A 24594-nucleotide genomic window follows, 5' to 3' on the forward strand; every position below is an offset into this window, starting at 1 on the left:
AAATGATATGACAGTTTTATGTCAGACAGGCTCTCGCTCATCGACCAGGCCGCGCTTGAGCAACTGGTTCGTGAGGCGATTGAGCAACAATCCGTACATCGGCAGGAACAGCAATATCGAGATGGCCAGCTTGATGGCGTAATCCACCCAGGCGATCTCGATCCAGTGAGCCGCCATGAAAGCATCGGGCCCATTGCGGAACGCCACCGAGAAGAAGGCAAAGGTGTCAGCGAGATTGCCGAACAATGTCGACGCCAACGGCGCGATCCACCAGTGGGCATTGCGACGCAGACGATCGAACACCTGAATGTCGAGCAACTGACCGATCACGTAGGCAATGAAGCTTGCCAGCGCGATACGGGCCACGAACAAGTTGAAGTCAGCCAGTGCCTCTACCCCGGCAAAGCTGCCCGCCTGAAACATCACCGACACCATGTAGCTGACCAACAGCGCCGGCAGCATGACCAGCGCAATGATGCGCCGCGCCTGATACTTGCCGAACAGACGTACCGTCAGATCCGTTGCCAGGAAGATGAACGGGAAACTGAAGGCACCCCAGGTGGTATGGAAGCCGAACAAGGTCATCGGCAACTGCACCAGGTAATTGCTGGCGGTGATGATGAGGATATGAAACAGGGCCAGGGCGACGAGTGCGCGCTGCGTCTGGGCAGACGAGAGGAGTAGCATTGCAGGTCCTTTTTGGATCAAAGCCGCCGTCCAGGGGTGAGGGAACCCTGTCACGAGCGTGTTGAGGTTTGCGTCGTCGATGCTGACATCAGCTGCCATGGCCTGACATCGGCCTTGACGCCTTGTCGCCTTGTCGCCTTGTCGCCTTGTCGCAGCGATTGAGCGTTGCAGGCATGCGTCAGCCGACATGCTTCACTGACAACCGCCGCAAGGCTTGCACGTTGCCAGAACGCAAAATGGCCGCGCATCGTATCACGATGCGCGGCCATTGACAGGTACCTGCGGGGAAAATCTGGCCAGATGGTCAGGCCGTCAGTCTCCCCCGGAGCCCCTTATGCTGCAAAGACAGCGATGCAATGAAATCCATGCAATGAAAGCGAGTGTCAGAGTCACTTCTTCCAGATGCTGGCATCGACCTTGCCCTTGAGCTCCGGGAACTGCTCCGGATCAAAGGTCGGCTCCTTGCCGGCCTTATGCTGACGGTCGTAATCCTTGAAGATACGGAAGGCCAACGGCGACAGCAGCAGGATGGCGATCAGGTTGATCAAGGCCATCGCGCCCATCGACAGATCAGCGAAGTTCCAGATGTTCTTCAGGCTGGCGACAGCACCGAGCATGACCATGCCGAGCACGGCGAAGCGATAGACCATGATGACGGCCTTGGCGTTCTTCTTGCCGGCGATGTACTCGATGTTGGACTCGCCATAGGAGTAGTTGGCGACCAGCGAGGTGAAGGCGAACAGCAGAATGGCGATGGCCACGAAGCCGCCACCCCAGCTACCGACCTGTGAGGACAGCGCTGCCTGGGTGATCTGGATGCCGTCATTGCCGCCATCGTTGCCCAGGGTGCCGCTCATGATGATGATGGCCGCGGTCGCGGTGCAGATGACTAGGGTGTCGATGAACACGCCCAGCATCTGGACGAAGCCCTGGGACGCCGGGTGCTTGGTGGTCGCCATCGCGGCGGCGTTCGGGGCGGAACCCATACCCGCTTCGTTGGAGAACAGACCCCGCTTGATGCCGTTCATCATCGCCTGGGCAATGGTGTAACCCAGCGCGCCACCTGCGGCCTGCTCAAGGCCGAAGGCACTGCGGAAGATGGTGCCCAGCGCCGCCGGCAGCTCGGTGATGTTGATGGCCACGACGAAGATGGCCAGCAGCAGATAGAGCAGCGCCATGATCGGCACGATCAGCTCGGCGGTACGCGTGATGCGCTTCATGCCGCCGAAGATGATCGGCACCATGACCACGACCAGCACCACGCCCATGATCCACGGCGGCACGCTGAAGGCCTGCTCCATGGCCAGTGCGATGGAGTTGGACTGCACGGAGTTGAAGGCCAGGCCGAAGGCGATGATCAGGCACACGGAGAACAGGATCGCCATCCAGCGCTGACCGAGGCCCTTCTCGATGTAATAGGCCGGTCCACCACGGAAGGTGTTGTCATCGTGGGAGACCTTGTAGGCCTGCGCCAGGGTGGACTCGATGAAGCTGGTGGACATGCCGACCAGCGCCGTCATCCACATCCAGAAGATGGCGCCCGGGCCACCCAGGGAAATCGCCACGGCGACACCGGCGAGGTTACCGGTACCGACGCGCGCCGCCAGAGAGGTAGCCAGTGCCTGGAAGGAAGAGATGCCGCCTTCGCTGCCCTGACGAGACGTGGCCAGCAGCTTCCACATGTGTCCGAAATAGCGGAACTGGATACCCTTGGTCATGACCGTGAAGAAGAGACCCGCTCCGATGAGCAGGTAAATCAATACACTGCCCCACAGCAGGCCATTGCCTGCATCGATCAACGCCAGAATCGGCGCTGGAATGATGGACGTTGTTTCCGACATGTCGGTCTCGCTTTGGCGGGTTTTTGGTCTTGTCGACGCTGCCAGGGCAACGGAAAGCCCATGACTTTCCTGCGACTGACAGCGAGCAACCACTACGATCGGGCTGCTCGACATGCTTTGGTGAGCGCCATTCTTCATATCCCACGGGGATAAGCAAGAAGAGCCCACTGTAAAGCGGACTTCTACGCCCGAATTCTAGGGGAAAAATAGCGCAATGGCGGTGTTTTTCACTGCGACCTAGACTTTAGATGAACACGGTAATGTTTCACGTCTTGTTTGGCTCGGGCATAATGCGCCCCCTTCCGGAAGTCGCCGCCTGCCAGTGGCGGCCCAGGACTTGTCGGGCGCAGGCTCGCGACTCATCGATTGCCGTTGCGCAACGGCGATCCCGCGAGTGTGCGCTGCGATCAGGCGGTGCAACTCCCTGACACCCACGCACCATAACCGCCATAACGGCACCCGGTAGCGCGCTTTGTCCCGGCGCCTGCCTTTGATTACAGGTGATACATGGAACTGACCAGCTACGCGGCGTCCCCGCTTTCGCTGCTCGCCCCGATCATAGCCATCGGTCTCGCAATACTGACACGTCGTGTCATGCTCTCCCTCGGGCTGGGTATCGTGTCAGGCGCCCTGCTGCTGAATGATTTCTCGCCGCTCGTCACGCTGCACTATCTCTGGCAGCAGTTGGTTGCCGTCTTCATCGAGATGCCGGACAGCGGTCAGCTTGCCGAGGCCAGCCTCAACAGCTGGAACGTCTATATCCTGCTGTTCCTGCTGGCACTGGGTGCCATGGTCGGCGTGATCACGCTGGCAGGCGGCACCCGTGCCTTCGGCAACTGGGCGCGGGCGCGAGTCACGACCCGCCGTGGCTCGCAGCTGATGACCGTGCTGCTGGGGGTATTCATCTTCATCGATGATTATTTCAATAGCCTGGCCGTGGGCAATATCTGTCGTCCGCTGACCGATCGTCAGGGGCTGTCGCGCGCGCGCCTGGCCTATCTGATCGACTCCACCGCCGCGCCCGTCTGCGTGCTGACGCCGATCTCCAGCTGGGGTGCCTACATCATCAGCCTGATCGCCGGTATCCTGGCGACCCACCACATCACGGATGTCAGCCCGTTCGGTGCCTTCCTCGAGCTGTCCGCCCTCAACTACTACGCGATTGCGGCGCTGGTGCTGGTGATCGCCTCGGCGTGGTTCGACATCAACTTCGGTGCCATGCGCCGTCATGCCATCGCGGCGCGCGACGGTGAGCTTTTCGATGCCAAGCGCGGCAATCCGCCGGGCAACACCCACGTGGAAGAGTCCGAGCGTGGCCGCCCCATGGACCTGTTGATCCCGATCATCGTGCTGGTCATCGCGACCTTCTTCATGATCGTGCAGACCGGCGCCAGCGCACTGGCCGCCGAGGGTGAGGCCTTCGGCCTGATTCGCGCCTTCGAGCTGACGGATGTCGCCAAGTCGCTGATCATCGGCGGCGCCATCGGCCTGCTGGCCGCGGTAGTGATGCTGCTGCGTCATCGCATGGGCGCTGGTCGCAGCCTGAGCGCCATCGCCCAGGGCGCCAGCTCCATGCTGCCGGCCGTCTATATCCTCGTCTTCGCCTGGTTGCTGACCGGCATCATCGGCTCTCTGGGGACCGGCCAGTACCTGGCCACGCTGGTCGAGGGCGTCGTGTCTCCGACCTGGCTGCCGATGCTGCTGTTCGTGCTTTCCGGCCTGATGGCCTTTGCCACCGGCACCAGCTGGGGCACCTTCGGCATCATGCTGCCCATTGCCGGTGACATGGCGGCCGCCACCGAGCTCGCCATGATGTTGCCGATGATGGGCGCGGTGCTGGCCGGCTCCGTGTTCGGGGATCACTGCTCGCCAATTTCCGACACCACCATCCTGTCCTCGACGGGTGCCAGCTGCCATCACATCGATCACGTGATGACCCAGCTGCCCTACGCCCTGCTGGGTGCCGCGATCTCGCTGATCGCCTACCTGGTGATGGGCCTGACCGACAGTACCCTGTTCGGCTGGTTGAGCCTGGCGGGTCTGCTGGTCATCAGCATTGCCTGGCTTGCACGCCGCGAGATGGCCAATCCGGTCGTGGCACGCACCTGATGCAATGAATGCTGCCTTGCTGAAAAAAAGCCCCCGCCATGTCTCATGGCGGGGGCTTTTTCATCATTGGAACAGCGCGAGCCGCGTCATGCGTCCGCAATGTCACGTCTTCGACTCACGCGCTTCGGTTCATGCGCTGCGTGCCTCACTCGCCTGACCGACGCCGGCCTCGCTCAGCGCTTCACGCACATCTTCCAGGCTTGAGGGGTCATCTATCGTCGAGGGCACCTGGTATTGCTCGCCCGCGGCGATCTGACGGATCATCTTGCGCAGTATCTTGCCGGAGCGCGTCTTGGGCAGGCGCTCGACGATCAACACCTCCTTGAGCGAGGCAAAGGCCCCGATTTCCTGGCGTATCCGCTGGGCAAGCTCGGCGCACAGGCTGGCTTCATCCCCCTGCCAGCCATCCTTGAGAATCACCAGCCCCAACGGCATCTCGCCCTTGAGCGAATCCTCGATGCCGATCACCGCGCATTCCGCGATCGCGGCGTGTGCACCGAGCACCTGCTCCATCTCGCCCGTCGACAGACGGTGCCCCGCCACGTTGATGACATCATCAATGCGTCCCATCACGAACAGATAGCCCTGCTCATCGAAGTAGCCGCCATCACCGGACAGGTAATAGCCGGGGTAGGCGGCAAGATAGGCAGAATGGAAGCGTCCGGGGTCCTGATAGAGTCCGGTCAGGCAGCCCGGCGGCAGCGGTTGGCGCAACACGACATTGCCCTGCTCTCCCGTGGGTACCTCATCCCCCATGCCATCGAGAATCTGTACATTGAAGCCCGGCAACGGCCAGGTGGCGCTACCGGCACGCGCCTCGACCGGCGCCTTCACCTCGCGGCTGCCTTCGGTGAACATTTCGAGGCCCAGCAGGTTGCCGGCGATGGGCCAGCCGGTTTCGGTCTGCCACCAGTGATCGACGACCGGCACCGGCAGGAGATCGGCGAGCCAGTGATAGGTCGGCGGGTCCAGTCGTTCTCCGGCTAGGAACAGACTGCGCAGGCTGGAAAGGTCGTAATCGGCCATATGACTGGCTTCCGGGTCTTCCTTCTTCATGGCGCGAAATGCCGTCGGCGCAGTGAAGAAGCAATTGATGCGGTATTCCTCGATCAGGCGCCAGAAGGCTCCGGCATCCGGTGTCTTGACCGGCTTGCCCTCATACATGACGGTACTGGCCCCCATCAGCAGCGGGCCATAGACGATATAGGAGTGGCCGACGACCCAGCCGATGTCCGAGGCCGCCATGAAGGTATCCCCGGGGCGGGTCGCATAGAGAAGCTCCATTGAATAATGCAGCGCCACGGCGTAACCGGCGTGATCACGCACCACTCCCTTGGGCTTGCCGGTGGTGCCGGAGGTATAGAGGACATAGAGAGGTTCGCTGCCCAGCATGCTGACCGCTTCGGTGGCCTGGGCGCTGGCCAGACATTCATGCCAGTCATGATCACGCGGCCCGAGTGTCGCCCGCTGCTGTTCACGCTGCAGGATCAGACAGGCTTGCGGGGTATGCTCGGCAAGTTCGATGGCTTCATCCAGCCAGGGCTTGTAGGGAATGATGCGATCGACTTCTACCCCGCAGGACGCCGCCATGATCACCTTGGGCGCGGCGTCATCGATACGTACCGCCAGCTCCTTGGGGGAAAAGCCGCCGAAGACCACTGAATGCACCGCCCCGAGACGTGCACAGGCCAGCATCGCCATCATGGCCTCGGCGACCATCGGCAAGTAGAGCACGACACGGTCGCCCTTCTCCACCCCGAGATTGCGCAATGCCCCCGCCAACAGGGCCACCTCATCACGCAGCTCACGAAACGTGTACTGCCGCTTGCTCTGGGTGACCGGCGAATCCCAGTACAACGCGACCTGATCCGCGCGCCCATTGGCGACATGATGATCCAGCGCGGCATGGCAGATGTTCATCTCGCCATCGATGAACCAGCGTGCATGCTGTTGCTCATCCCAGGCCAGAATGGTCTGCGGCGGGCGAAACCAGGCGATGCGTTGCGCCTGCTCAGCCCAGAAGTCTTCTGGCGTCTCGTTGGCTCTCGCCGTCAGGGCTAGATAACGCTCGCGTGCACAGGAGTGATTGGCGTCGGGCATGGCGTACCTCGTGATCCACGAATGGCTTTGTGGGCATCCCTTGCCTGTCCTGGCGCAAGGCCTTGTCTCCGGGGCCCGTTGACCGGACCTCTTTTCATGTCGTCATTGATGTCGCTCGCCAACGGCGATGCGACAGACGACGATGGAGGAAGGACAGGCAGGACAGAGATGCCTGAACCGATAGTTACGTTGAAACCTTAGGCCAAAAATCGCCCTTCAAAGGTGCTCGGCTCACCGTTTTCAGCGTCTGATGGTCTTATACTCAATCCTTGGTCACAGACGAGCTGACAGCGTGAAAGGCGTCATTCGCGCAATAAAACATACGCTTGAACGCGGTCTCACAGCAGATGCGACAAAAAGTCAAAGCCTGAGAACGACAAAGTCGATGATTTATCGTTTAAGATTGTCTTGGACGTAGCACGCGGAGTTATTGATCATTCACTAAAACAAGGTTAGGTCATAACAACATGCCAATGGCCCATTGCGTCCCTCGGGATGCACCAAGATAGACCGACCGGGAGAGACCGCATGAACGCAACACTTTCTACAGCTGCAAGGAATAACCCCATGCCAGTGTCCAGCGATGCCATCACCCTGCACCAGGCCGGTGACCGCGTCATCGAAGAAGCCACTGCCCTGCTCAAGGCGATGGGCAACGAGAATCGTCTGCGCATCCTGTGCCTGCTCAGCGACAGCGAAATGTCGGTGAGCGAGCTCAACTCGCGCCTGGAACTGTCGCAGTCCGCGCTGTCGCAGCATCTGGCGATTCTGCGTCGTGAAGGCATGGTGCGTACGCGCCGCGCTTCGCAGACCATCTACTATTCGCTGCAAGGCCCCAACGCCGCAGGTGTCATTCGTGCCTTGCAGGATCTCTATAACTGAAAAAGGGCGCCAGCCGGTGACTGACGCCCTTTGAGGGGAATGTCGCTGAGTCACGCTGATCGTGACCCGCTAGACATCTGTATCACTCGCCGACTCCAACAAGATCGGGCAGGCCACGGAATGGCCTTCCAAGCCTCTTCTCTTCGCCCGCGACGGCAATCTGTCGCTTATTGCTGATGCCAGCGCGACTCCGCATTGCGCTCCAGCACGCGGTCCAGCACACGATCCAGACTCGATGTCACGCCCTTGCCGAAACGGTCCATCACGCGGCGCGGCTTCTCGAGACTCACCTCGAAGATCTTGACCTCTTCCTTCAGATAGCGTGCCAGCAACGCCTGACTGGTACCGACCTCGTCGATCAGACCGATATCGATGGCTTCACTGCCATACCAGATATCGCCCTGGGACACTGCCTCGACGTCCAATTGCGGACGACGGCTGCCGACATGCTGCTTGAACAATTCATGGGTGCGCGCCAGGTCCGACAGGAACTTCTCACGCCCTTCTTCACTGTTCTCGCCGAGCATGGTCAAGGTGCGCTTGTAACGCCCCGCCGTCAGAATCTCGACATCCACATCATGCTTCTTGAGCAGACGGTGCACATTGGGCACCTGAGCCACGACACCGATCGAGCCGATGACCGCAAAGGGCGCTGCCACCACGTGGTCCGCCGCACAGGCCATCATGTAGCCGCCACTGGCCGCGACCTTGTCGACCGTGATCGTCAGGCGCGCGCCACTGGCACGCAGACGGTCAAGCTGTGCCGCGGCCAGGCCATAGGCATGCACCAGGCCACCACCGGACTCCAGTCGCAGCACGACCTCATCCTGCTCACCCAGCACGCCTTCCAGCGCCGTGATCTGCTCCGCCAGGCTTTCCACACCGCTGGCCTTGATGTCGCCGACGAAGTCGAGCACGAAGACCCGACGCCCACGCGTACTGGCCGGCGCATCGTCCTTGTCCGCATTGCCGCCCTTGTTGGCTTTCGCCTTGGCCTTGAGCGATTTCTTGAGCGCCTTGGCTTCCTGCTTGTGCTTCTTGGCCCGCGCCTTCTCCTTGGCGGCGTACTCGGCCTCTTCCAGTCCGGCGTGGCTCAATTCGCGTTGATAGCCCTTGATGCGCTCATGCCAGGGGCGAATCTTCAGCTTGGCCTGGCGCTCCCCCGCTTCCCCCTGTCGTGCACGTGCAATGATGAGCACGATGGCCGCGATCGCGACCACTACGGTGATCGCCTGGGCCAGAAAGAGGCCGTACTGTGAAATCCATTGCATGCACTTGCTCCTGAAACATTGAAGAAGGTGTCTGATCTCTCGCCTGCACGTGAGCGGCGAACGCTCGCTCTCGAGTGCATGGCTGTCAGGCAGAAGGTCAAGGCCTCTGCCACACGACCAGGACCCCATAACGAAATCACCGGCTAAAGGGCCGGTGCGGGATGGTACTCGATATGGGGGCAAGCTTGCCCGCCTGCAAGGCTGGCAGGCACCTGGGCAGATTTCACACTGCTCGTATTGTCATGGGACTGGCGTGCCGCCTGTGCGAGTTCTCCAGGTGACCTGGACGCGATCTGTACGTTATCTGTGTACGTTACTTCTGCACATTATCTCTGCACGCTATCTCTAAAGGGTTCAGAACTGAGCGATGAAGCGCGGAACACGCCAGATCGATCACGCGACTTGATTGGAACGCTCGTTTGAAATAGTCTGATGTCAGTCTTGAAGGTCAACAGCGTGATCACTTCATGGTGAGCAAGGTGATGAACGACACCTCCCCCTTGCCATGTACGTCATCTTTCCCCGTGATCATTGGCCTTTCTCCACCGCTAGCACTGACAAGGAATATCACCATGGCCGACGCCAACGCCGTCATCGACATGCTCAAGAGCCGTTTCAACCCCGAAGCCGCCAAGGGCATGGATGAGGTCTTTCAATTCAACATCACCGACAGCGATGACTACTACATGGTCGTCAAGGACGGCACTCTGGACGTCGGCGAAGGTGAGCACGATGACCCGTCCGTGACCCTGAGCACCGACAGCGACACCCTCAAGGGCGTGATGAAGGGCGAAGTCGACGGCATGCAGGCCTTCATGACAGGCCGCCTGAAAGCCACCGGCAACATCATGCTGGCCACCAAGCTGACGTCTCTGTTCCCGAACAAGTAAGCGTCTGCTTGAGCAGGTGCATCGCTGCGAACAAGCCCGATGGAAAGGTTCGCTTGAGGCACCAGCCAAAGAAAACGCCCCGGCCAATGGTCGGGGCGTTTTCTTTGGGGAGAGCCTGCAATATCAGCGGCCCGTCGCGACCGAGCGTAGGAAGTTGTCGATCAAGGCATGCGAGATCGAGAACTTCGGTGGCAGCCCCGGCAAGTCTTCCGGCGTGAACCACTGGGCATCTTCGATCTCGACACCATCGATGGTGATGTCGCCACCGGCATATTCCGCGTAGTAGCCCAGCATGAACGAGTGCGGGAACGGCCACGACTGGCTCTGGAAATAGCTGACTCGCCCGACCTCAACACCGACTTCCTCGTGCACCTCACGCCGCACGGCTTCCTCGGCACTTTCACCGGCTTCGATGAAGCCCGCCAGGGTCGAATACATGCCCGGCCCGAAGCGCGGACTACGGGCCAGCAACATCTCGCGGCCCCGGGTGATCAGCGTGATGATGCACGGCGAGATACGCGGGTAGCTGCGATGCTGACAACCGGTGCAGTGCATGGCGAATTCATGCTCCAGACGCTTCATGCGCTTGCCACAACGGCCACAGAATCGATGGTCTCGCAGCCATTTGAGCACCTGCAGCGCGCTGGAAAGCAGCGGAAACTGATCGCGTGGCAGCGTATGCAGCCACTGACGCGCGGCGGGCCAATCGGCACTGCCATTCTCACCGAACACCGCAATCGGCGCGCCCTGCCATTCCCCGAGGGCCACGGCGCCGCTGGGCCAGTCAGCGATGGGCTGGATGATGCCGCCATCCGGCGCAGGCGCCACGCCATCACGCCCCACGCGAATCAGATAACCATGGCGCTGGGTCACACGCGAGAGATCACGAATCAACATCAGGCGTCGTCTCCGCGGTTGCCTCGGCTGTCCAGGCTGGCGCCATCAAGACTGGCACTATCAATACTGACACTATCAAGACTGCCCAGTGCATCGATCGAGAGGCGATCGAACAGGCACTCATCCGCCTTGCCGCGAATCTCTTCACACCAGGCCGAGTGACGCTCAAGCTCCAGCGCGGACAGGCCGGGCGTGACCAGACGTGGGCGATCGGCACGCAGGCGACGAACCCCGACGATACCGCCTTCCTCGCCATCGCCTTCCTCTATCACGTCCAGGCCCAGTGCCGTCTGGCCACCGGTCATCGCCAGATAGACGTCGCCGAGAATCTCGGCATCCAGCAAGGCGCCGTGCAGCACACGATGCCCGTTGTCGATATCGTAGCGCTTGCACAGCGCATCCAGGTTGTTGCGCTGTCCGGGGTGCTTCTCTCGGGCCAGCTTCAGGGTATCGAGAATGGCGCAGTGATCGGCGACCGGGCCCAACGGGTTGGCACGCCCGGGATTGATCAGCCCGAATTCGTGATCGATGAAGCCCACATCGAAGGGCGCATTGTGGATGACCAGCTGGGCACCCTTGATGAAGTCCCAGAAGGCATCGGCAATCTCGGCGAAGACCGGCTCGTTGGCGACTCGCTCATCGGTGATGCCGTGCACCCCGATCGCCTCTGCATCGATCAAGCGCTCAGGATTGACGTACTGATGGTAGGTGCGTCCGGTCAGGCGGCGGTTGATCATCTCCACCGCGCCGATCTCGATCAGGCGATGGCCTTCCTTCGGATCGATACCTGTCGTTTCGGTATCGAGAATAATCTGACGCATCTCAGACCTCTTGGTAAACAGTGACAGCTCCCTGACCGACATCTGCCCTCACCTTCGGGCCACGCATCAGGGTGCCTCAATATCGGATCCTGCATGTCCGTGCTAAAACACGGCGGGCCACCGCGCTCGGCGTGCCTGCCAGCCGAGGCGCTCAGCGGCGGCGCTGCATCTCGTCGATGGCCTCGTTGGCCAGCGCATCGGCGCGCTCGTTGCCCTCATCGCCGCTATGACCCTTGACCCAGCGCCACTCGATATCATGACGCTCACTCTGGGCCAGCAGTGCCTTCCACAGATCTTCATTCTTGACCGGCTGCTTGGCTGCCGTCTTCCAACCGCGCTTGACCCAGCCATGCACCCACTTGGTGATGCCGTTCTTGACGTATTCGGAGTCGGTCCACAGCACCACCTGACAGCGCTTGGTGAGCGCGGTGAGCGCCTCGACCGCCGCCATCATCTCCATCCGATTGTTGGTCGTCTGGGCCTCGCTGCCATTGAGTTCCTTGCGATGCTTGCCACTGACCAGAATCGCGCCCCAGCCACCCGGCCCCGGGTTGCCACGACAGGCACCATCGGTGTGGATGACCACGCGAGTCGGCGCCGCCTTGGATTCGGACGTCGCAGCAGCGGAGGGATTCTGGGGTTCGGACGTGGATGCACTCTGGCTCACAAACGGCACTCTCGACAAAGGAAACGAAGACGGGCAAGTGCGACGGCGCTGGCTGTCACGACAGGGGCAAGTCTGGCCCGCAGAGGCGGGGCTTGGAAACCGCCCCCTGACAATCACTCTCCGGTAGCCCTCCCGCGGCAACAGCAGGCCTCGCCACAATGAGCGTCATTCTACCCACTCGCATGCAGCATGGCCAAAGTCCCTGTGTTTTTTTACAGCTCCCATCAGACTGAAGCCTTGAAGAAAAGGGAGCCCTGCAGCGAGCCGCCAAGCTAGCCGCGCTCGGACAGGTCTCTGCGCGACTCACGCTTCACATGCCCCTCCCGGGAATGCACCCGCGTGGCCTGGCCGATGGAGACACCGGGGATGGCGACTCGCGGTCGCTTGGCATTCAAGGGTTGCACGTACCCGACATTGCGCCGCGCCCGTATCAACATCAGGCTGCCCAGCGGCAGGTTGTAGCGGCGCCCCATGCGTTCAAGCCAACCGTGTCGCAGGCGTAACCCCGGCAGGTGGAAGCCGGCATAGTCGATACGCTCGATCTCGAAATCCACGAAGGCCAGCCAATCGCGCAGGGCCGCCGGCGTTCGCCAGCTACCCTCCCAGGGAGTGATGTGGCGACGCCGCGGGTCCAGACGCAGCAGCCCCTCGCCAGATAACGGCTGCCAGGCGACGATGACCAGACAGCCACTGGAGCGCAGCACGCGGGCCGCCTCACGCAGCAGTCGGTGCGGCTCCGGCGCGACCTCCAGTAGATGGTGGAGCATCACCAGATCCATGCTCTCGTCCGGTAAAGCCAGCTGCGTCAGCGGGCAGATCAAGGTGGATGGCGACTCGGCGAGCGCCGCCTCGGGACTCCATTGGATGGCATGGCGAATGGCGGAGAGTGACAGGAGGTCATTGCCGCCCGGGCCCAGGTTCAGGCTGTGAAAACCGAAGCAGCGCTCGAACAGCGGCGCCAGCATCTCGCGCTCCGCCGTCAGGATGTCCTGCCCATCCGGGCCCTCGAAAAAGGCACGCATGGCGCGCACATGGGCACTCAATTGGCGCGCATGCTGGCGCTGGCGCTCCTCGGCGGTCAGGGACGCGCTGGCCTTGTCCGCACCGGAGTCATTCACACCAAAGGGGCCTTTCCACATCTTGCATCTCCCGGGCTTCAGGCGGGGAGACACTCCCCACGGCATAGACAGGCTTTGACACTTGTCTACATTCTCACACCATAAGAGGTTTGACACTTACCTGCTGGCTCGTCAGGCTTGTTATCCGGAAAATTCAGATTCCCGCCACGAATCAATCCACTGGGCATCACCGTGCTGGCTATTGGCCTTGCGATTGATGGCGCTCATGGACTTTGGCACCGGCGGCCAGTCGTGACTTTTCCTGCTGGGCTTTTCCTGATGGACTCTTCTTGTTGGGCTCTGCGTCAGCCACCCGGCGCCTGATCGCACACGGCGAGTCTGATAGTGAACGAAATGCCGACAAGCGAGTCTTGAACAGGACTGCGGGCACCGAGCGTCTCGACACGCCCGGCCCGACACTCAGGATAGAGTGAAGCAAGGTGTTGCCCAACATCCTGCGAATGACCCATAAATATGCGTTGTCGATGATAGAGCATACGGATTGCCCCTCCCGCCCACATACGCGGCCAGGGGAGCGGCCAGGAGCACGACCGTCCTGAGCCGTCTCTGAGCATGATCTTATGCCGCTTTCGACAACTAACTCTCAGTAAGGAGTCGATGGAACCGCCTGCCCATCAGCATTGCAGGCGACGATGACATGCCATGTTCATCTGCTTCAGCCTGGCCGATTCCTCGGCGAGGACGTATGAAGCCCCTTTTCGCGTCACTGGCCTGTCATTGCTTCGATCGACGACTGCAAGACATCAAGAGCACCTGACCACCATGATGAGCGTAACGCCCATAGCGGCCTTTCAGGACAACTACATCTGGTTGATACAGAGCGACGACAACCCCCGCGTGGCGGTCGTCGACCCCGGTGATGCGCGCCCGGTGATGGAGACCCTGGAGTCCAGAGGCCTGACCCTCGATACCATCCTCATCACCCATCACCACCAGGATCACACCGGCGGCCTGCCGGAGTTGATCGAACGCTATCAGCCTCGCGTGGTTGGCCCGCACAATCCGGCCATCCACGGTATCGACGAGCGTGTCGGCGATGGCGACAGCTTCCGCCTGCAGGGCCGCCTCTTCGAGGTGATGGAAGTGCCGGGCCATACACTGGATCACATCGCCTTTGTCAGCTCCGGCATGCCGGGACTGCTCTTCTGCGGCGACACCCTGTTCAGTGGCGGTTGCGGTCGCCTGTTTGAGGGCACGCCGGAGCAGATGCATCACTCCTTGTCGCGCCTCGCCGCTCTGCCGGAAGAGACGCTCGTCTTCCCGGCACACGAATACACGTTGGCCAATCTGGCCTTCGCCAGAGCCGCCGAGCCGAACAACCCGGCGCGAGACACCCTCAACGCAGAATGTGAACAGCTGCGTTCACTGGGCCGCCCCACGCTGCCCACCCTCATCGGTCGAGAAAAGCAGATCAATCCGTTCCTGCGCAGTGATGAGGTGGCGCTGCAACGCCACCTCGAACAGGAAGGACGCCTCTCGGCACCCTCGGGTCAGGAAGATTCTCCACTGGCGGCCTTCACGGCACTGCGTCAGTGGAAGGACAACTTCTAGCCCTGCTGCCCGCGTGCCATTGCCCCCGTTCCGACGCCCCCCAGGTGAGCGGTTGGAGCGCGGCGTGAATGGCATTTCGCGTGACAGCGGGTCGAGAACATTCCTGATCTCGATCAGCCCCCGCAGTCACTGATTCGTGCCGGCATGACCGGCCAGCCGAGCCGCTGCTGACCCATCCAGCCGCGGCTCGCCAGAGAGTATTTCGTCAATGCATCAGCAAGACCTCCGTACCGACGGCCAGATGGCCGCCGACACGCCGTGTCGTGTCACTCCGACCCAGGCCCCCTTCCGTCCGGCTCGACTGCGTCACCTGATTCGCCTCGCCTCTCTGGGTGCCACCCTGTGCCTGATGCCGCTGACCGCCAGCGCCAATTCAGCGATGGTGTCCGGGGTCTCGCCCACCAGTGAATATCAGCGCGCCCCGCTGAACTTCATGGAGGCCGTCGACGCCATTCCCGCGCACTACGACGACGTCTGGGAGCGCCTGCGCGCCGGCTATCAGCTGCAGCAGGACACCGGTCGTCCACGCGTGCGCAAATGGATCAGCTGGTATCAGGAGCACCCCCACCACGTGGAGCGTATCGCCGAACAGGCCCGCCCCTGGATTCGCTACGTGACACTGCGCACCGAAGCACGCGGCCTGCCGGCAGAGCTGGCACTGCTGCCCTTCATCGAGAGCGCCTACGATCCGGATGCCGCGCATCCGGGCGGTGCGACCGGCATGTGGCAGTTCATGCCGCGCACCGGTGACGCCATGGGGCTGACACGCAACCGCTGGTATGACGGTCGCAAGGACGTGTTGCTGTCCACGGATGCCGCGCTGGATTACCTGGAGACCCAGGGCGAGCGCTGGTATGACGGCGATTGGGAGCTGGCGCTGGCCGCCTACAATGCCGGTGCCGGCACCGTTAACCGTGCACGCCGCCGCGCCGGTGGCGATGAAGATTACTGGAACATCAAGCTGCCCAACGAGACCATGGAATACGTGCCGAAGCTTCTGGCACTGGCCGCGGTGATTCGCGACCCTGAGGAATATGGGCTGTCGTTGCCGAAGATTGACGACAGGCCGGAAATCGCGGCCGTCGAGACGGGCGGACAACTGGACCTGTCCACCGCCGCCAAGCTGGCCGGCATCAGTGAAGATGAGCTGCGCGCCCTGAACCCGGCCTACAAGCGCTGGGCCACCACGCCGGGTGACAGCTCACTGGTGATTCCCGCCACCGCCCGCGACACCTTCCTCAGCCAGCTGGCCACGCTGCCTGAAAAAGCGCGCCAGAGCTGGGCCAGCTATCGCGTCAAGCGCGGCGACACCCTGTCCGTCATCGCGCGCCGCAATGGCCTGACGCTCTCCGAGCTGAAGCAGAAGAACCGCCTCTCGGGCAACACCATCCGCATCGGCCAGGCACTGATGGTGCCGGACCGCGGCGCCTCGGTGGCCACCCAGCTGGCCTCGGCCAACGGCGAGAAGAAGGTGCGCGTGAAGAGTGGCGATTCCCTGTCATTGATCGCCGCACGTCACAATGTCAGCACTCGCCAGCTCGCGCGCTGGAACAAGCTGTCATCTGCGGACTACCTGCGCCCCGGTCAGATGTTGACCCTTTACAGCGCCAACTGAGTCAGTCGATTCACGCGTCGTTGCACGACGCTTGATAGGCGATTCCTCAACGCCCCTGCCATCTTCGATGGTGGGGGCGTTTGCGATTCAAACGCCGCAGCATGGCCGCTGACAGGGAACTTCGTTACTCTTGGCGAGGTCGATGCAAGGAGACCGGCCGCAGCCCGGCGCGTGGCGTGCACCTGCTGCACCGCTTCCGCAGTTCTCCATCAGCTCATCGCAGCTCACGGTCGACAGCTTTGCAGTCAGCCGCTGAGGCCACCCAAGCCAGCGGAGTTGACGGCGAGTCAGGCGCAAACCAGCCGCCGCCCTGATACCGGTCATTTCATCACGGCCGCAAGGCCCGGGTCATTCAGTCAAGGAAGTCTTCGATGCAGCGTGTTTCTTCACTCACCCACCGTCGCTGGGCAGCGCTACGTGCGCTATGCCTGGGGGCGCTGATGGTGAGCGGCTCGTTCACTGCCACGGCCAACGCGGCTGAGCCCAATGCAGCCGGGCCCAATGCGAATAGCGAGCAATCTGCCGATTCACGCTCCAGCGCCGACATGGCGTCGGCAACGCAGGCAACCAGCGCGCAGGCAACCAATATCCCCACCTCGAACGTGCAGACACCGCTGGACGTCCCGACCGTGCAGGGCCTGGCCATCTACGGCGAGCCCGCCCACAAGCCCGGCTTCACGCACTTTCCTTACGTCAATCCAGAGGCGCCGGTCGGCGGTCGCATGACGCGCGCCGCCATCGGCAGTTTCGACTCCACCAATCCCTTCATCCTCAAGGGCAATTCGGTGGCGGGACTCAACTACTTCGGGGGACTGATCTACGACACCCTGATGATCCCCTCCGCTGATGAACCCTTCACCGAATATGGATTGCTGGCCAGCGGCGTCCGCCTGGCCGAGGACCGCAGCGCCATCGAATTCGATATCGACCCTCGGGCGCGCTTTCACGATGGCGTGGCGGTGACTGCCGAAGATGTCGTCTTCACCTATCGCCTGCTCAAGGATGAGGGCCTGCCGTTCTTCAAGAGCTATTACCACGATGTAACCGGCGTCAGCGTGATCGATGCCGACACCGTGCGCTTCGAGATGGCGCCAGGCGCCGCGCGCGAATTGCCGCTGATCATCGGCCAGCTGCCGGTGTTGCCGGAGCACTACTGGAAGAGCCGCGACTTCACGCGCGCCACCCTGGAACTCCCGCTGGGTTCCGGACCCTATCGCATGGCGTCTCTGGATGCCGGCCGCCAGGTTCGCTATGAGCGTGTCGACGACTACTGGGGCAAGGACCTGCCGGTCAACAAGGGCCGCCACAACATCCAGACGCTGGTCTACGACTACTACCGGGACCAGACCGTGTCGCTGGAAGCCTTCAAGGCCGGCAGCATCGATCTGCACGTCGAAAGCAGCGCCAAGAACTGGGCGACCGCCTACGACACTCCCGCGCTGCACGAGGGGCGCCTGAAGAAGCTGGAAGTCCCGGACAGCAACCCGGCAGGCATGCAGGGCTTCGTGCTCAACGAGCGCCGCGAGCGCTTCCAGGACCCGCGAGTGCGTGAGGCACTGGCGCTGGTCTTCGACTTCGACTGGATCAACCGCAACCTCTTCTACGGCGCCTACCAGCAGACCCACAGCTATTTCGAGAATTCGGACATGGCCGCGGATGGCATGCCCACCGGCAAGGAACTCGCGCTGCTTGAGCCCTTCAAGGATGAGCTGCCCAACGCGGTCTTCGACAAGCCCCTGCCGATCGATGAGCCACAGGAATTGCGCCCCCGCCTGCGCAAGGCGTTGGGGCTGCTGCGCGAAGCGGGCTATGAAGTGGTCAAGGGCCAGCTGGTCAGCCGCAGCAGCGGAAAGCCGCTGACGCTTGAGGTGCTCAACTACGACACCCAGTTCGAGCGCATCATCCAGCCGTGGATACGCAATCTGGCGCGCATCGGCATCAAGGCACGGATTCGCACCGTCGACGTCAATCAGTACATCAACCGCCGTCGCAGCTTCGACTTCGACGTGGTGGTCGGCAGTTATCCGCAGTCCAACAGCCCCGGCAGCGAGCAGCGTGAATACTGGACCAGCGACTATGCCGACGTGGCCGGCTCACGCAATCTGATCGGGCTGAAAAGCCCGGTGGTGGACGCGCTCACCGACGCCCTGATTCAGGCGCAAACCCGCGAAGACCTGCTCAGCGCGACACGGGCACTCGACCGCGTACTGCGCTGGGGCTTCCATGTCGTGCCCCAGTGGCACCTGGCGGCGACGCGTATCGCGCTCTGGAACAAGTTCGGCTATCCGCAGCCCTTCCCGGAATACCAGCTGAGCCTGGACAGCTGGTGGATCGAGCCCGACAAGGATGCCTCGCTGGAGCCAGGTGAATAAGCCGGGAGAATGAACCAGGTGAATGAGCCGGGTGAACATGCCTGCTCAGCAAGCCTGGTCAACAAGCCTGAAGAATACGCTCGGCGCATATGCCAGGCATAGACGCCTGGCGGGACTGACGCCCTGCTGATGCGTCCACGACACCAATAACCGATGTCCCTTGCACCGCACATCAGATGCCGGCGATGAGGGGCACGCAGGGAGATTGCCATTGGGTGCCTATATTCTGCGCCGGATACTGTTGATGATTCCGACGCTGCTCGGAATCCTGTTACTGAATTTTCTGATCGTTCAGGCCGCCCCCGGTGGCCCGATCGAACAACTGATGTCACGTCTGGACGGCATGAGTGCCGGTGCCAGCACCCGCCTCAACAGTGGCGGCGGTGATGGCGTCACCAGCGGTGGCGGGGGCTCCTCGACCTATCGCGGCGCCTCAGGGGTCGACCCGGCCTTGATCGAGGAGCTGGAGCAGCAGTTCGGCTTCGACAAGCCGGTCTGGGAGCGCTTCACCGACATGGTCGTCGATTACGCGCAGTTCGATTTCGGCGACAGCTTCTTCCGTGATCGCCCGGTGATCGACCTGATGCTGGAGCGCCTGCCGGTCTCCATCTCGCTGGGGCTATGGACCACGCTGCTGGTCTATCTGGTCTCGATCCCGCTGGGTATCCGCAAGGCACTGGTGCATGGCTCGCGCTTCGATATCTGGACCTCCGGCGTCGTCATCGTCGGCTACGCCATTCCGGGCTTCCTGTTCGCGATCCTGTTGATCGTGGTATTCGCCGGCGGCAGCTATCTGGACTGGTTCCCGCTCAGGGGGCTGACCTCGCCGGACTTCGATGAGCTGTCCACCGCCGGCAAGATTCTGGATTACTTCCATCACATCGCCCTGCCCGTGCTGGCCTCCGCCATCGGCAGCTTCGCGACCCTGACGATGCTGACCAAGAACAGCTTCCTGGACGAGATCCACAAGCAATACGTCCTGACGGCACGCGCCAAGGGAGCCAGCGAGAACCGCATCCTCTACGGGCATGTCTTCCGCAACGCCATGCTGATCATCATCGCCGGGCTGCCCGCGGCGCTGGTCGGCATCTTCTTCACCGGCTCGCTGCTGATCGAGGTGATCTTCTCCCTCGACGGGCTGGGGCTGCTCGGCTTCGAGGCTGTTCTGCAGCGCGATTACCCGCTGATCTTCGGCACCCTGTATCTCTATACCCTGATCGGTCTGATCCTGAAGCTGGTCTCTGATCTGATGTATGTGTGGATCGACCCGCGCATCGACTTCGCGACACGGGAGGCCTGACATGCGCCAAGAGACAACGCTCCACGAAACACCCACTCACGACGTAAGCGACGCCAATCAGCAGACGCTGCAACGCCCGCGCGCCTCACGCCTGTCGCCCATCACCCGACGGCGCATGGCGGCCTTTCGTGACAACCGTCGCGCCTGGTGGTCGCTGCTGATCTTCGGCGTGCTGTTCGTGCTCTCGCTGGGGGCCGAGCTGATCGCCAATGACCGCCCGCTGCTGGTCGAGTATCAGGGCGAGACCTACCTGCCGATGCTGCACGAGTATCCGGAGACCACCTTCGGCGGCTTCCTGCCCACCGCCACCGACTATCGCGACCCCTATGTGATCGAGGCCATCGAGGCGCAGGGCTTCATGCTCAACACCTTGATTCCCTACTCCTACGACACCCTGGATCTGAATCTGGGCTCTCCGGCGCCGTCGGCCCCCAATGGCCGGCATTGGCTGGGCACCGATGACCAGGGCCGTGACGTGCTGGCGCGCGTCATCTATGGCTTCCGGCTGTCGGTGATCTTCGCGCTGGTACTGACGGCGGGCTCGCTGGTGCTGGGGGTGGTGATCGGTGGCGTGCAGGGCTACTTCGGCGGCAAGGTCGACCTGATCGGCCAGCGTCTGATCGAGGTGTGGTCCGGCCTGCCGGTGCTGTTCCTGCTGATCATTCTCGCCAGCATCGTCGAGCCGAACCTGTGGTGGCTGACCGGCATCATGTTGCTGTTCTCGTGGCTGGGCATCGTCGATATCGTGCGCGCCGAATTCCTGCGCGCGCGCAATCTGGAATACGTGCGCGCCGCCCGGGCCATGGGCCTGCCGTCGCGCCTGATCATGTGGCGTCATGTGCTGCCCAACGCGATGGTCGCCACCCTGACCTTCATCGCCTTCCTGTTCACCGGCGCCATCACCACCCTGACCGCGCTGGATTTCCTCGGCTTCGGCCTACCGGCCGGCTCTCCCTCGCTGGGCGAGCTGGTCGCCCAGGGCAAGAACAACCTGCAGGCACCGTGGCTGGGCATGACCGCCTTCCTGAGCCTCGGCATCATGCTGACGCTGTTGGTCTTCATCGGCGAAGGGCTGCGCGATACCTTCGACCCACGTCATATCAGTGCTCGGGAGCAGAACGCATGAGTCATCCCTCTTCACCTGCGGACAACACCGGAGCCGCTGCCAGCGTGCTGAGACTCGACGACCTCTGCATCCGCTTCGGCCAGACACCCGTCGTCAGGCATCTCTCCCTAGAGGTCCGACGGGGGGAATGTCTGGCCATCGTCGGTGAGTCCGGGTCGGGCAAGTCCGTCAGTCTGTTGGCGAGTCTCGGCCTGCTGCCGGGGCATGCGCATGTCAGCGGGCAGCGTGAATTCACGCGGCCGGACGGCAAGACGCTGGATCTCGCTGCCCTGACGCCACGCCAGTGGCAGCGGGTGCGCGGCGGCCAGATCGGCTTCGTGTTCCAGGAGCCGATGACCTCGCTCAATCCGCTGACGCGTGTCGGCGAACAGATCAGTGAAAGCCTGCGCCTCCAGCAGGGACTGCGCGGCAATGCCGCCCGCCAGCGCGTGCTGGAACTGCTCTGCCAGGTGCAGCTGCCGCGTCCCGAGGAGTTGATCGACGCCTGGCCGCACCAGCTCTCCGGGGGGCAACGCCAGCGCGTGATGATCGCCATGGCGATGGCCAATCAGCCACCGCTGTTGATCGCCGATGAGCCGACCACGGCGCTGGATGTCACCGTGCAGCAGGAGATACTCCAGCTGCTGGATCGCCTGCGCCGCGACCAGGGCATGGCGATGGTCCTGATCAGCCATGACCTCAATCTGGTGCGCCGTCACGCCGACCGTGTGATCGTGATGCGCGACGGGGAATGCATCGAGCAAGGGCGCGTCGACGAGGTATTCGATGCGCCGCAGGCCGATTACACCCGCGAGCTGCTGGCCGCCGAACCCGAAGGCCTCGCCAGCGACTTGAGTGACGAGGACGCTGCGACACCGGTTCTCGCCGCGCGCAAGCTGGAGGTGCGCTTCGCGCGCAGCAAGAAGCTGTTCCAGAAGCGCCCCGCGGACTTCGTCGCCGTTCATCCGCTGGATCTGACGCTGGCGCGCGGCGAGACGCTCGGCGTGGTCGGGGAATCGGGGTCCGGCAAGACGACACTCGCCCTGGCGCTCTTGAAGCTGCAGGCCGCCAAGGGCGAGATCCACCTCGAGAACGAACGCATCGATACGCTGGATCGCAATACGCTGCGCCTGCGTCGCCGCCAGATGCAGATCGTCTTCCAGGACCCCTATGGCTCGCTGTCGCCACGCATGCCGGTGGCGGACATCATCAGTGAGGGGCTTCGCTTTCATCATCCAACGCTCAGCGACGACGAGGTTCGCCTTCGTGTGGCGCAGGTGCTGGAGGAAGTCGAACTGCCCTCGGCGTGTGCCGATCGCTATCCCCACGAGTTCTCCGGCGGTCAACGTCAACGAATTGCCCTCGCGCGCGCCCTGATCCTCGAGCCCAGACTGCTGGTGCTCGATGAGCCCACCTCGGCACTGGACCGCAGCGTGCAGAAACAGCTGATTGCCCTGCTGCGTGAACTCCAGACACGCCGAGGCCTGAGCTATCTGTTCATCAGTCATGACCTGGCGGTGGTACGCGCGCTATCCCATCGAGTGATGGTGTTGCGTGAAGGACGCCTGGTGGAGACGGGCACGACGGCAGAAGTGCTCGGCAATCCCCGCGAAGACTATACGCGCGCCCTGATACAGGCCGCGGGTCTGGCCTGACACGCTCTGCTCTGCTCTGCTCTGCTCTGCCCTGCCCTGCCCTGCTCTGCTCTGCCCTGCTCTGCTCTGCTCTGCTCTGCCATAGCATGCCGATCGCCCTGCTCGGGCAGCCACAGATGATGAGCAGGGCGTTGGCGCATTGCAGTCAGTGCACCCCTGCGTTGCAGGACGCACGTTTTGTCGATTGCAAATAATAAAGGTTCTCAATATGATCCAGTGAGATGCGGGCCGACCATCGAGAGATCGTGTAATGACTTCCCGCCCTCTCTCGAGCGGCCCCACGCACTGCCGTTCTGCGCGCACTGCATAACAACAGACCGATCAAGGGATCCACATGACTGCCTCTTTCCGTTTTGCCTCACGCAAGCCGCTGGCAGCTGCCATCGCATTGTCAGCCTCCATGTTCACCGGTGCCGCTCTGGCAGAGCATCATGGCGACGCGCATGACAAGGCGCTGACGGCCGACGCTGTCGTCGCCCAGTACGCCAACGTCGCGCATGCCACCTACAGTGATGCCCTGGCCAGTGCCAATGCCCTGCGCGCCGCCAATGCCGCGCTGATCGAGTCTCCGTCCGACGAGACGCTGGCCGCGGCACGTGCCGCCTGGAAGCAGGCGCGCGTGGCGTATCAGCAGAGTGAAGTGTTCCGCTTCGGCAATGCCATCGTCGATGACTGGGAAGGTCAGCTGAACGCCTGGCCGCTGGATGAAGGCCTGATCGATTACGTCGAAGGCGACGGCTATCAGGCCGAGCTGGGCAACCCGGGTGCCAGCGCCAACATCATCGCCAGCGACAGCGTGCAGATCGGTGCCGACAAGATCGACACCACCGAGATCACCCCGGAGCTGCTGGCGTCCCTCAACGAGCTGGGCGGTTTCGAGGCCAACGTGGCCAGCGGCTACCATGCCATCGAATTCCTGCTCTGGGGTCAGGACATGCACGGCTTTGAGGCCGGTGCCGGCGAGCGCCCGGCGACCGACTTCGCCAAGGGCGATGCCTGTACCGCCGACAACTGTGACCGTCGTGGCGCCTACCTGCTGGCCGCCAACGACCTGCTGATCAGCGACCTGGAATACATGGTCGGCCAGTGGGCACAGGGCGAGAAGGACAACTACCGCGCGGAACTGACTTCACTGCCGGCCGGTGAAGGCCTCGAGAAGATGCTGTTCGGCATGGGCTCCCTGTCACTGGGTGAGCTGGCCGGTGAGCGCATGAAGGTCGCGCTGGAAGCCAACTCCTATGAAGACGAGCACGACTGCTTCTCCGACAACACCCACTACTCGCACTTCTACAATGCCAAGGGCATCCAGAACGTCTACGAAGGCAAGTACGTGACCCTGGACGGTCGCACCTTCGAAGGCCCGTCACTGCATGCACTCGTCGCCCAGAATGACCCGGAACTTGCCGAGAAGATGCACGAGGCACTCGACACCACCATGGGCCAGCTGCAGGTGATGGTCGACACGGCAGAAGCCGACGGCGGCATGAAGTTTGACCAGATGATCGCCCCGGGCAATGCCGAAGGCGCCGAGATCATCAATGCCAGCATTCAGGATCTGGTCGCCCAGACCCGTCTGATCGAAGAAATTGCCGGCACCGTCGGTATCGATGGCCTGGAAGCCGATACGGCAGATCACGAATTCTGATCAACTGCTCCACATTGCCAAGCGTGAGTTGGCTGAAGACCCCAAGC

The 24594-nt window shown here is 62.3% G+C and carries 18 protein-coding genes; 10 read left to right on the forward strand and 8 right to left on the reverse strand.

What is annotated here, in order from left to right:
• Window positions 1–21 precede the first annotated feature (21 nt).
• Together MSG32_RS05925 and MSG32_RS05930 are read right to left on the reverse strand one after the other, a co-directional pair.
• Window positions 22–687, reverse strand: coding sequence for a 7-cyano-7-deazaguanine/7-aminomethyl-7-deazaguanine transporter (locus MSG32_RS05925; RefSeq protein WP_215824349.1), 666 nt, complete (start codon window positions 685–687; stop codon window positions 22–24).
• Window positions 688–1076: 389 nt separating this feature from the next.
• Complete coding sequence (locus tag MSG32_RS05930; protein WP_054556053.1) at window positions 1077–2528, reverse strand: sodium:alanine symporter family protein; 1452 nt, start codon at window positions 2526–2528, stop codon at window positions 1077–1079.
• A 507-nt stretch (window positions 2529–3035) separates the two neighbouring features.
• On the opposite strand from MSG32_RS05930, the gene MSG32_RS05935 reads away from it, so the two are divergent.
• Window positions 3036–4637, forward strand: a complete 1602-nt coding sequence (locus MSG32_RS05935; RefSeq protein ID WP_192838207.1) for a Na+/H+ antiporter NhaC family protein — start codon at window positions 3036–3038, stop codon at window positions 4635–4637.
• A gap of 129 nt (window positions 4638–4766) precedes the next feature.
• Here MSG32_RS05935 and MSG32_RS05940 read toward each other — a convergent pair whose 3' ends face one another.
• Window positions 4767–6737: an acetate--CoA ligase gene (locus tag MSG32_RS05940; protein ID WP_248378580.1), complete on the reverse strand. Its 1971-nt coding sequence runs from the start codon at window positions 6735–6737 to the stop codon at window positions 4767–4769.
• A 567-nt stretch (window positions 6738–7304) separates the two neighbouring features.
• On the opposite strand from MSG32_RS05940, the gene MSG32_RS05945 reads away from it, so the two are divergent.
• Window positions 7305–7619: a metalloregulator ArsR/SmtB family transcription factor gene (locus MSG32_RS05945; protein ID WP_054556050.1), complete on the forward strand. Its 315-nt coding sequence runs from the start codon at window positions 7305–7307 to the stop codon at window positions 7617–7619.
• Window positions 7620–7786: 167 nt separating this feature from the next.
• Here MSG32_RS05945 and sohB read toward each other — a convergent pair whose 3' ends face one another.
• Window positions 7787–8890 carry a protease SohB gene (gene sohB / locus MSG32_RS05950; protein WP_054556049.1) on the reverse strand — a complete coding sequence of 368 codons (1104 nt, stop codon included), beginning with the start codon at window positions 8888–8890 and terminating at the stop codon, window positions 7787–7789.
• A gap of 572 nt (window positions 8891–9462) precedes the next feature.
• Here sohB and MSG32_RS05955 point away from each other — a divergent pair.
• Window positions 9463–9780: an SCP2 sterol-binding domain-containing protein gene (locus MSG32_RS05955; protein WP_043332726.1), complete on the forward strand. Its 318-nt coding sequence runs from the start codon at window positions 9463–9465 to the stop codon at window positions 9778–9780.
• Window positions 9781–9903: 123 nt separating this feature from the next.
• On the opposite strand, the gene nudC is transcribed toward MSG32_RS05955, so the two are convergent.
• The 4 genes from nudC to MSG32_RS05975 form a co-directional block, all read right to left on the reverse strand.
• Entirely contained in the window at window positions 9904–10677 is a 774-nt protein-coding gene (gene nudC, locus MSG32_RS05960; RefSeq protein WP_107334885.1) for an NAD(+) diphosphatase, read from the reverse strand.
• On the reverse strand, window positions 10677–11498 hold the full coding sequence (gene dnaQ, locus MSG32_RS05965) for a DNA polymerase III subunit epsilon (RefSeq protein WP_248378582.1): 822 nt from the start codon (window positions 11496–11498) through the stop codon (window positions 10677–10679). Before dnaQ ends, nudC begins: the two co-directional genes overlap by 1 nt.
• Window positions 11499–11649: 151 nt before the next feature.
• Window positions 11650–12084: a ribonuclease HI gene (rnhA, locus tag MSG32_RS05970; RefSeq protein ID WP_054556047.1), complete on the reverse strand. Its 435-nt coding sequence runs from the start codon at window positions 12082–12084 to the stop codon at window positions 11650–11652.
• A gap of 353 nt (window positions 12085–12437) precedes the next feature.
• Window positions 12438–13304 carry a class I SAM-dependent methyltransferase gene (locus MSG32_RS05975; protein WP_225348029.1) on the reverse strand — a complete coding sequence of 289 codons (867 nt, stop codon included), beginning with the start codon at window positions 13302–13304 and terminating at the stop codon, window positions 12438–12440.
• A 762-nt stretch (window positions 13305–14066) separates the two neighbouring features.
• On the opposite strand from MSG32_RS05975, the gene gloB reads away from it, so the two are divergent.
• The 7 genes from gloB to MSG32_RS06010 all read left to right on the forward strand — a co-directional run bounded on the left by gloB (window position 14067) and on the right by MSG32_RS06010 (window position 24547).
• A complete protein-coding gene (gene gloB, locus MSG32_RS05980) occupies window positions 14067–14855 on the forward strand; it encodes a hydroxyacylglutathione hydrolase (protein WP_248378584.1) in 789 nt (262 codons plus the stop codon).
• Window positions 14856–15063: 208 nt separating this feature from the next.
• Window positions 15064–16470: a LysM peptidoglycan-binding domain-containing protein gene (locus tag MSG32_RS05985; protein WP_225348027.1), complete on the forward strand. Its 1407-nt coding sequence runs from the start codon at window positions 15064–15066 to the stop codon at window positions 16468–16470.
• Window positions 16471–16841: 371 nt separating this feature from the next.
• Window positions 16842–18842, forward strand: a complete 2001-nt coding sequence (locus MSG32_RS05990) for an extracellular solute-binding protein (RefSeq protein ID WP_248378587.1) — start codon at window positions 16842–16844, stop codon at window positions 18840–18842.
• 211 nt (window positions 18843–19053) lie between these two features.
• On the forward strand, window positions 19054–20142 hold the full coding sequence (yejB, locus tag MSG32_RS05995; protein WP_248378589.1) for a microcin C ABC transporter permease YejB: 1089 nt from the start codon (window positions 19054–19056) through the stop codon (window positions 20140–20142).
• Between the two features lies 1 nt (window position 20143).
• Window positions 20144–21268 carry an ABC transporter permease gene (locus MSG32_RS06000; RefSeq protein WP_282460306.1) on the forward strand — a complete coding sequence of 375 codons (1125 nt, stop codon included), beginning with the start codon at window positions 20144–20146 and terminating at the stop codon, window positions 21266–21268.
• Complete coding sequence (locus MSG32_RS06005) at window positions 21265–22902, forward strand: dipeptide ABC transporter ATP-binding protein (RefSeq protein ID WP_248378591.1); 1638 nt, start codon at window positions 21265–21267, stop codon at window positions 22900–22902. The genes MSG32_RS06000 and MSG32_RS06005 overlap by 4 nt, the downstream gene beginning before the upstream one ends.
• Window positions 22903–23236: 334 nt before the next feature.
• Window positions 23237–24547, forward strand: a complete 1311-nt coding sequence (locus MSG32_RS06010; RefSeq protein WP_248378593.1) for an imelysin family protein — start codon at window positions 23237–23239, stop codon at window positions 24545–24547.
• Window positions 24548–24594: the final 47 nt, after the last annotated feature.

The organism is Cobetia sp. 1CM21F (assembly GCF_023161745.1).
Taxonomy (GTDB): Bacteria; Pseudomonadota; Gammaproteobacteria; order Pseudomonadales; family Halomonadaceae; genus Cobetia; species Cobetia amphilecti.

Excerpts from the sequence above, each read along its gene's own strand:
- MSG32_RS05925 (WP_215824349.1), bottom strand. The coding sequence starts at position 687 with ATGCTACTCCTCTCGTCTGCCCAGACGCAGCGCGCACTCGTCGCCCTG.
- MSG32_RS05930 (WP_054556053.1), bottom strand. The coding sequence starts at position 2,528 with ATGTCGGAAACAACGTCCATCATTCCAGCGCCGATTCTGGCGTTGATC.
- MSG32_RS05935 (WP_192838207.1), top strand. The coding sequence starts at position 3,036 with ATGGAACTGACCAGCTACGCGGCGTCCCCGCTTTCGCTGCTCGCCCCG.
- MSG32_RS05940 (WP_248378580.1), bottom strand. The coding sequence starts at position 6,737 with ATGCCCGACGCCAATCACTCCTGTGCACGCGAGCGTTATCTAGCCCTG.
- MSG32_RS05945 (WP_054556050.1), top strand. The coding sequence starts at position 7,305 with ATGCCAGTGTCCAGCGATGCCATCACCCTGCACCAGGCCGGTGACCGC.
- sohB (WP_054556049.1), bottom strand. The coding sequence starts at position 8,890 with ATGCAATGGATTTCACAGTACGGCCTCTTTCTGGCCCAGGCGATCACC.
- MSG32_RS05955 (WP_043332726.1), top strand. The coding sequence starts at position 9,463 with ATGGCCGACGCCAACGCCGTCATCGACATGCTCAAGAGCCGTTTCAAC.
- nudC (WP_107334885.1), bottom strand. The coding sequence starts at position 10,677 with ATGTTGATTCGTGATCTCTCGCGTGTGACCCAGCGCCATGGTTATCTG.
- dnaQ (WP_248378582.1), bottom strand. The coding sequence starts at position 11,498 with ATGCGTCAGATTATTCTCGATACCGAAACGACAGGTATCGATCCGAAG.
- MSG32_RS05975 (WP_225348029.1), bottom strand. The coding sequence starts at position 13,304 with ATGTGGAAAGGCCCCTTTGGTGTGAATGACTCCGGTGCGGACAAGGCC.
- gloB (WP_248378584.1), top strand. The coding sequence starts at position 14,067 with ATGATGAGCGTAACGCCCATAGCGGCCTTTCAGGACAACTACATCTGG.
- MSG32_RS05985 (WP_225348027.1), top strand. The coding sequence starts at position 15,064 with ATGCATCAGCAAGACCTCCGTACCGACGGCCAGATGGCCGCCGACACG.
- MSG32_RS05990 (WP_248378587.1), top strand. The coding sequence starts at position 16,842 with ATGCAGCGTGTTTCTTCACTCACCCACCGTCGCTGGGCAGCGCTACGT.
- MSG32_RS06000 (WP_282460306.1), top strand. The coding sequence starts at position 20,144 with ATGCGCCAAGAGACAACGCTCCACGAAACACCCACTCACGACGTAAGC.
- MSG32_RS06005 (WP_248378591.1), top strand. The coding sequence starts at position 21,265 with ATGAGTCATCCCTCTTCACCTGCGGACAACACCGGAGCCGCTGCCAGC.
- MSG32_RS06010 (WP_248378593.1), top strand. The coding sequence starts at position 23,237 with ATGACTGCCTCTTTCCGTTTTGCCTCACGCAAGCCGCTGGCAGCTGCC.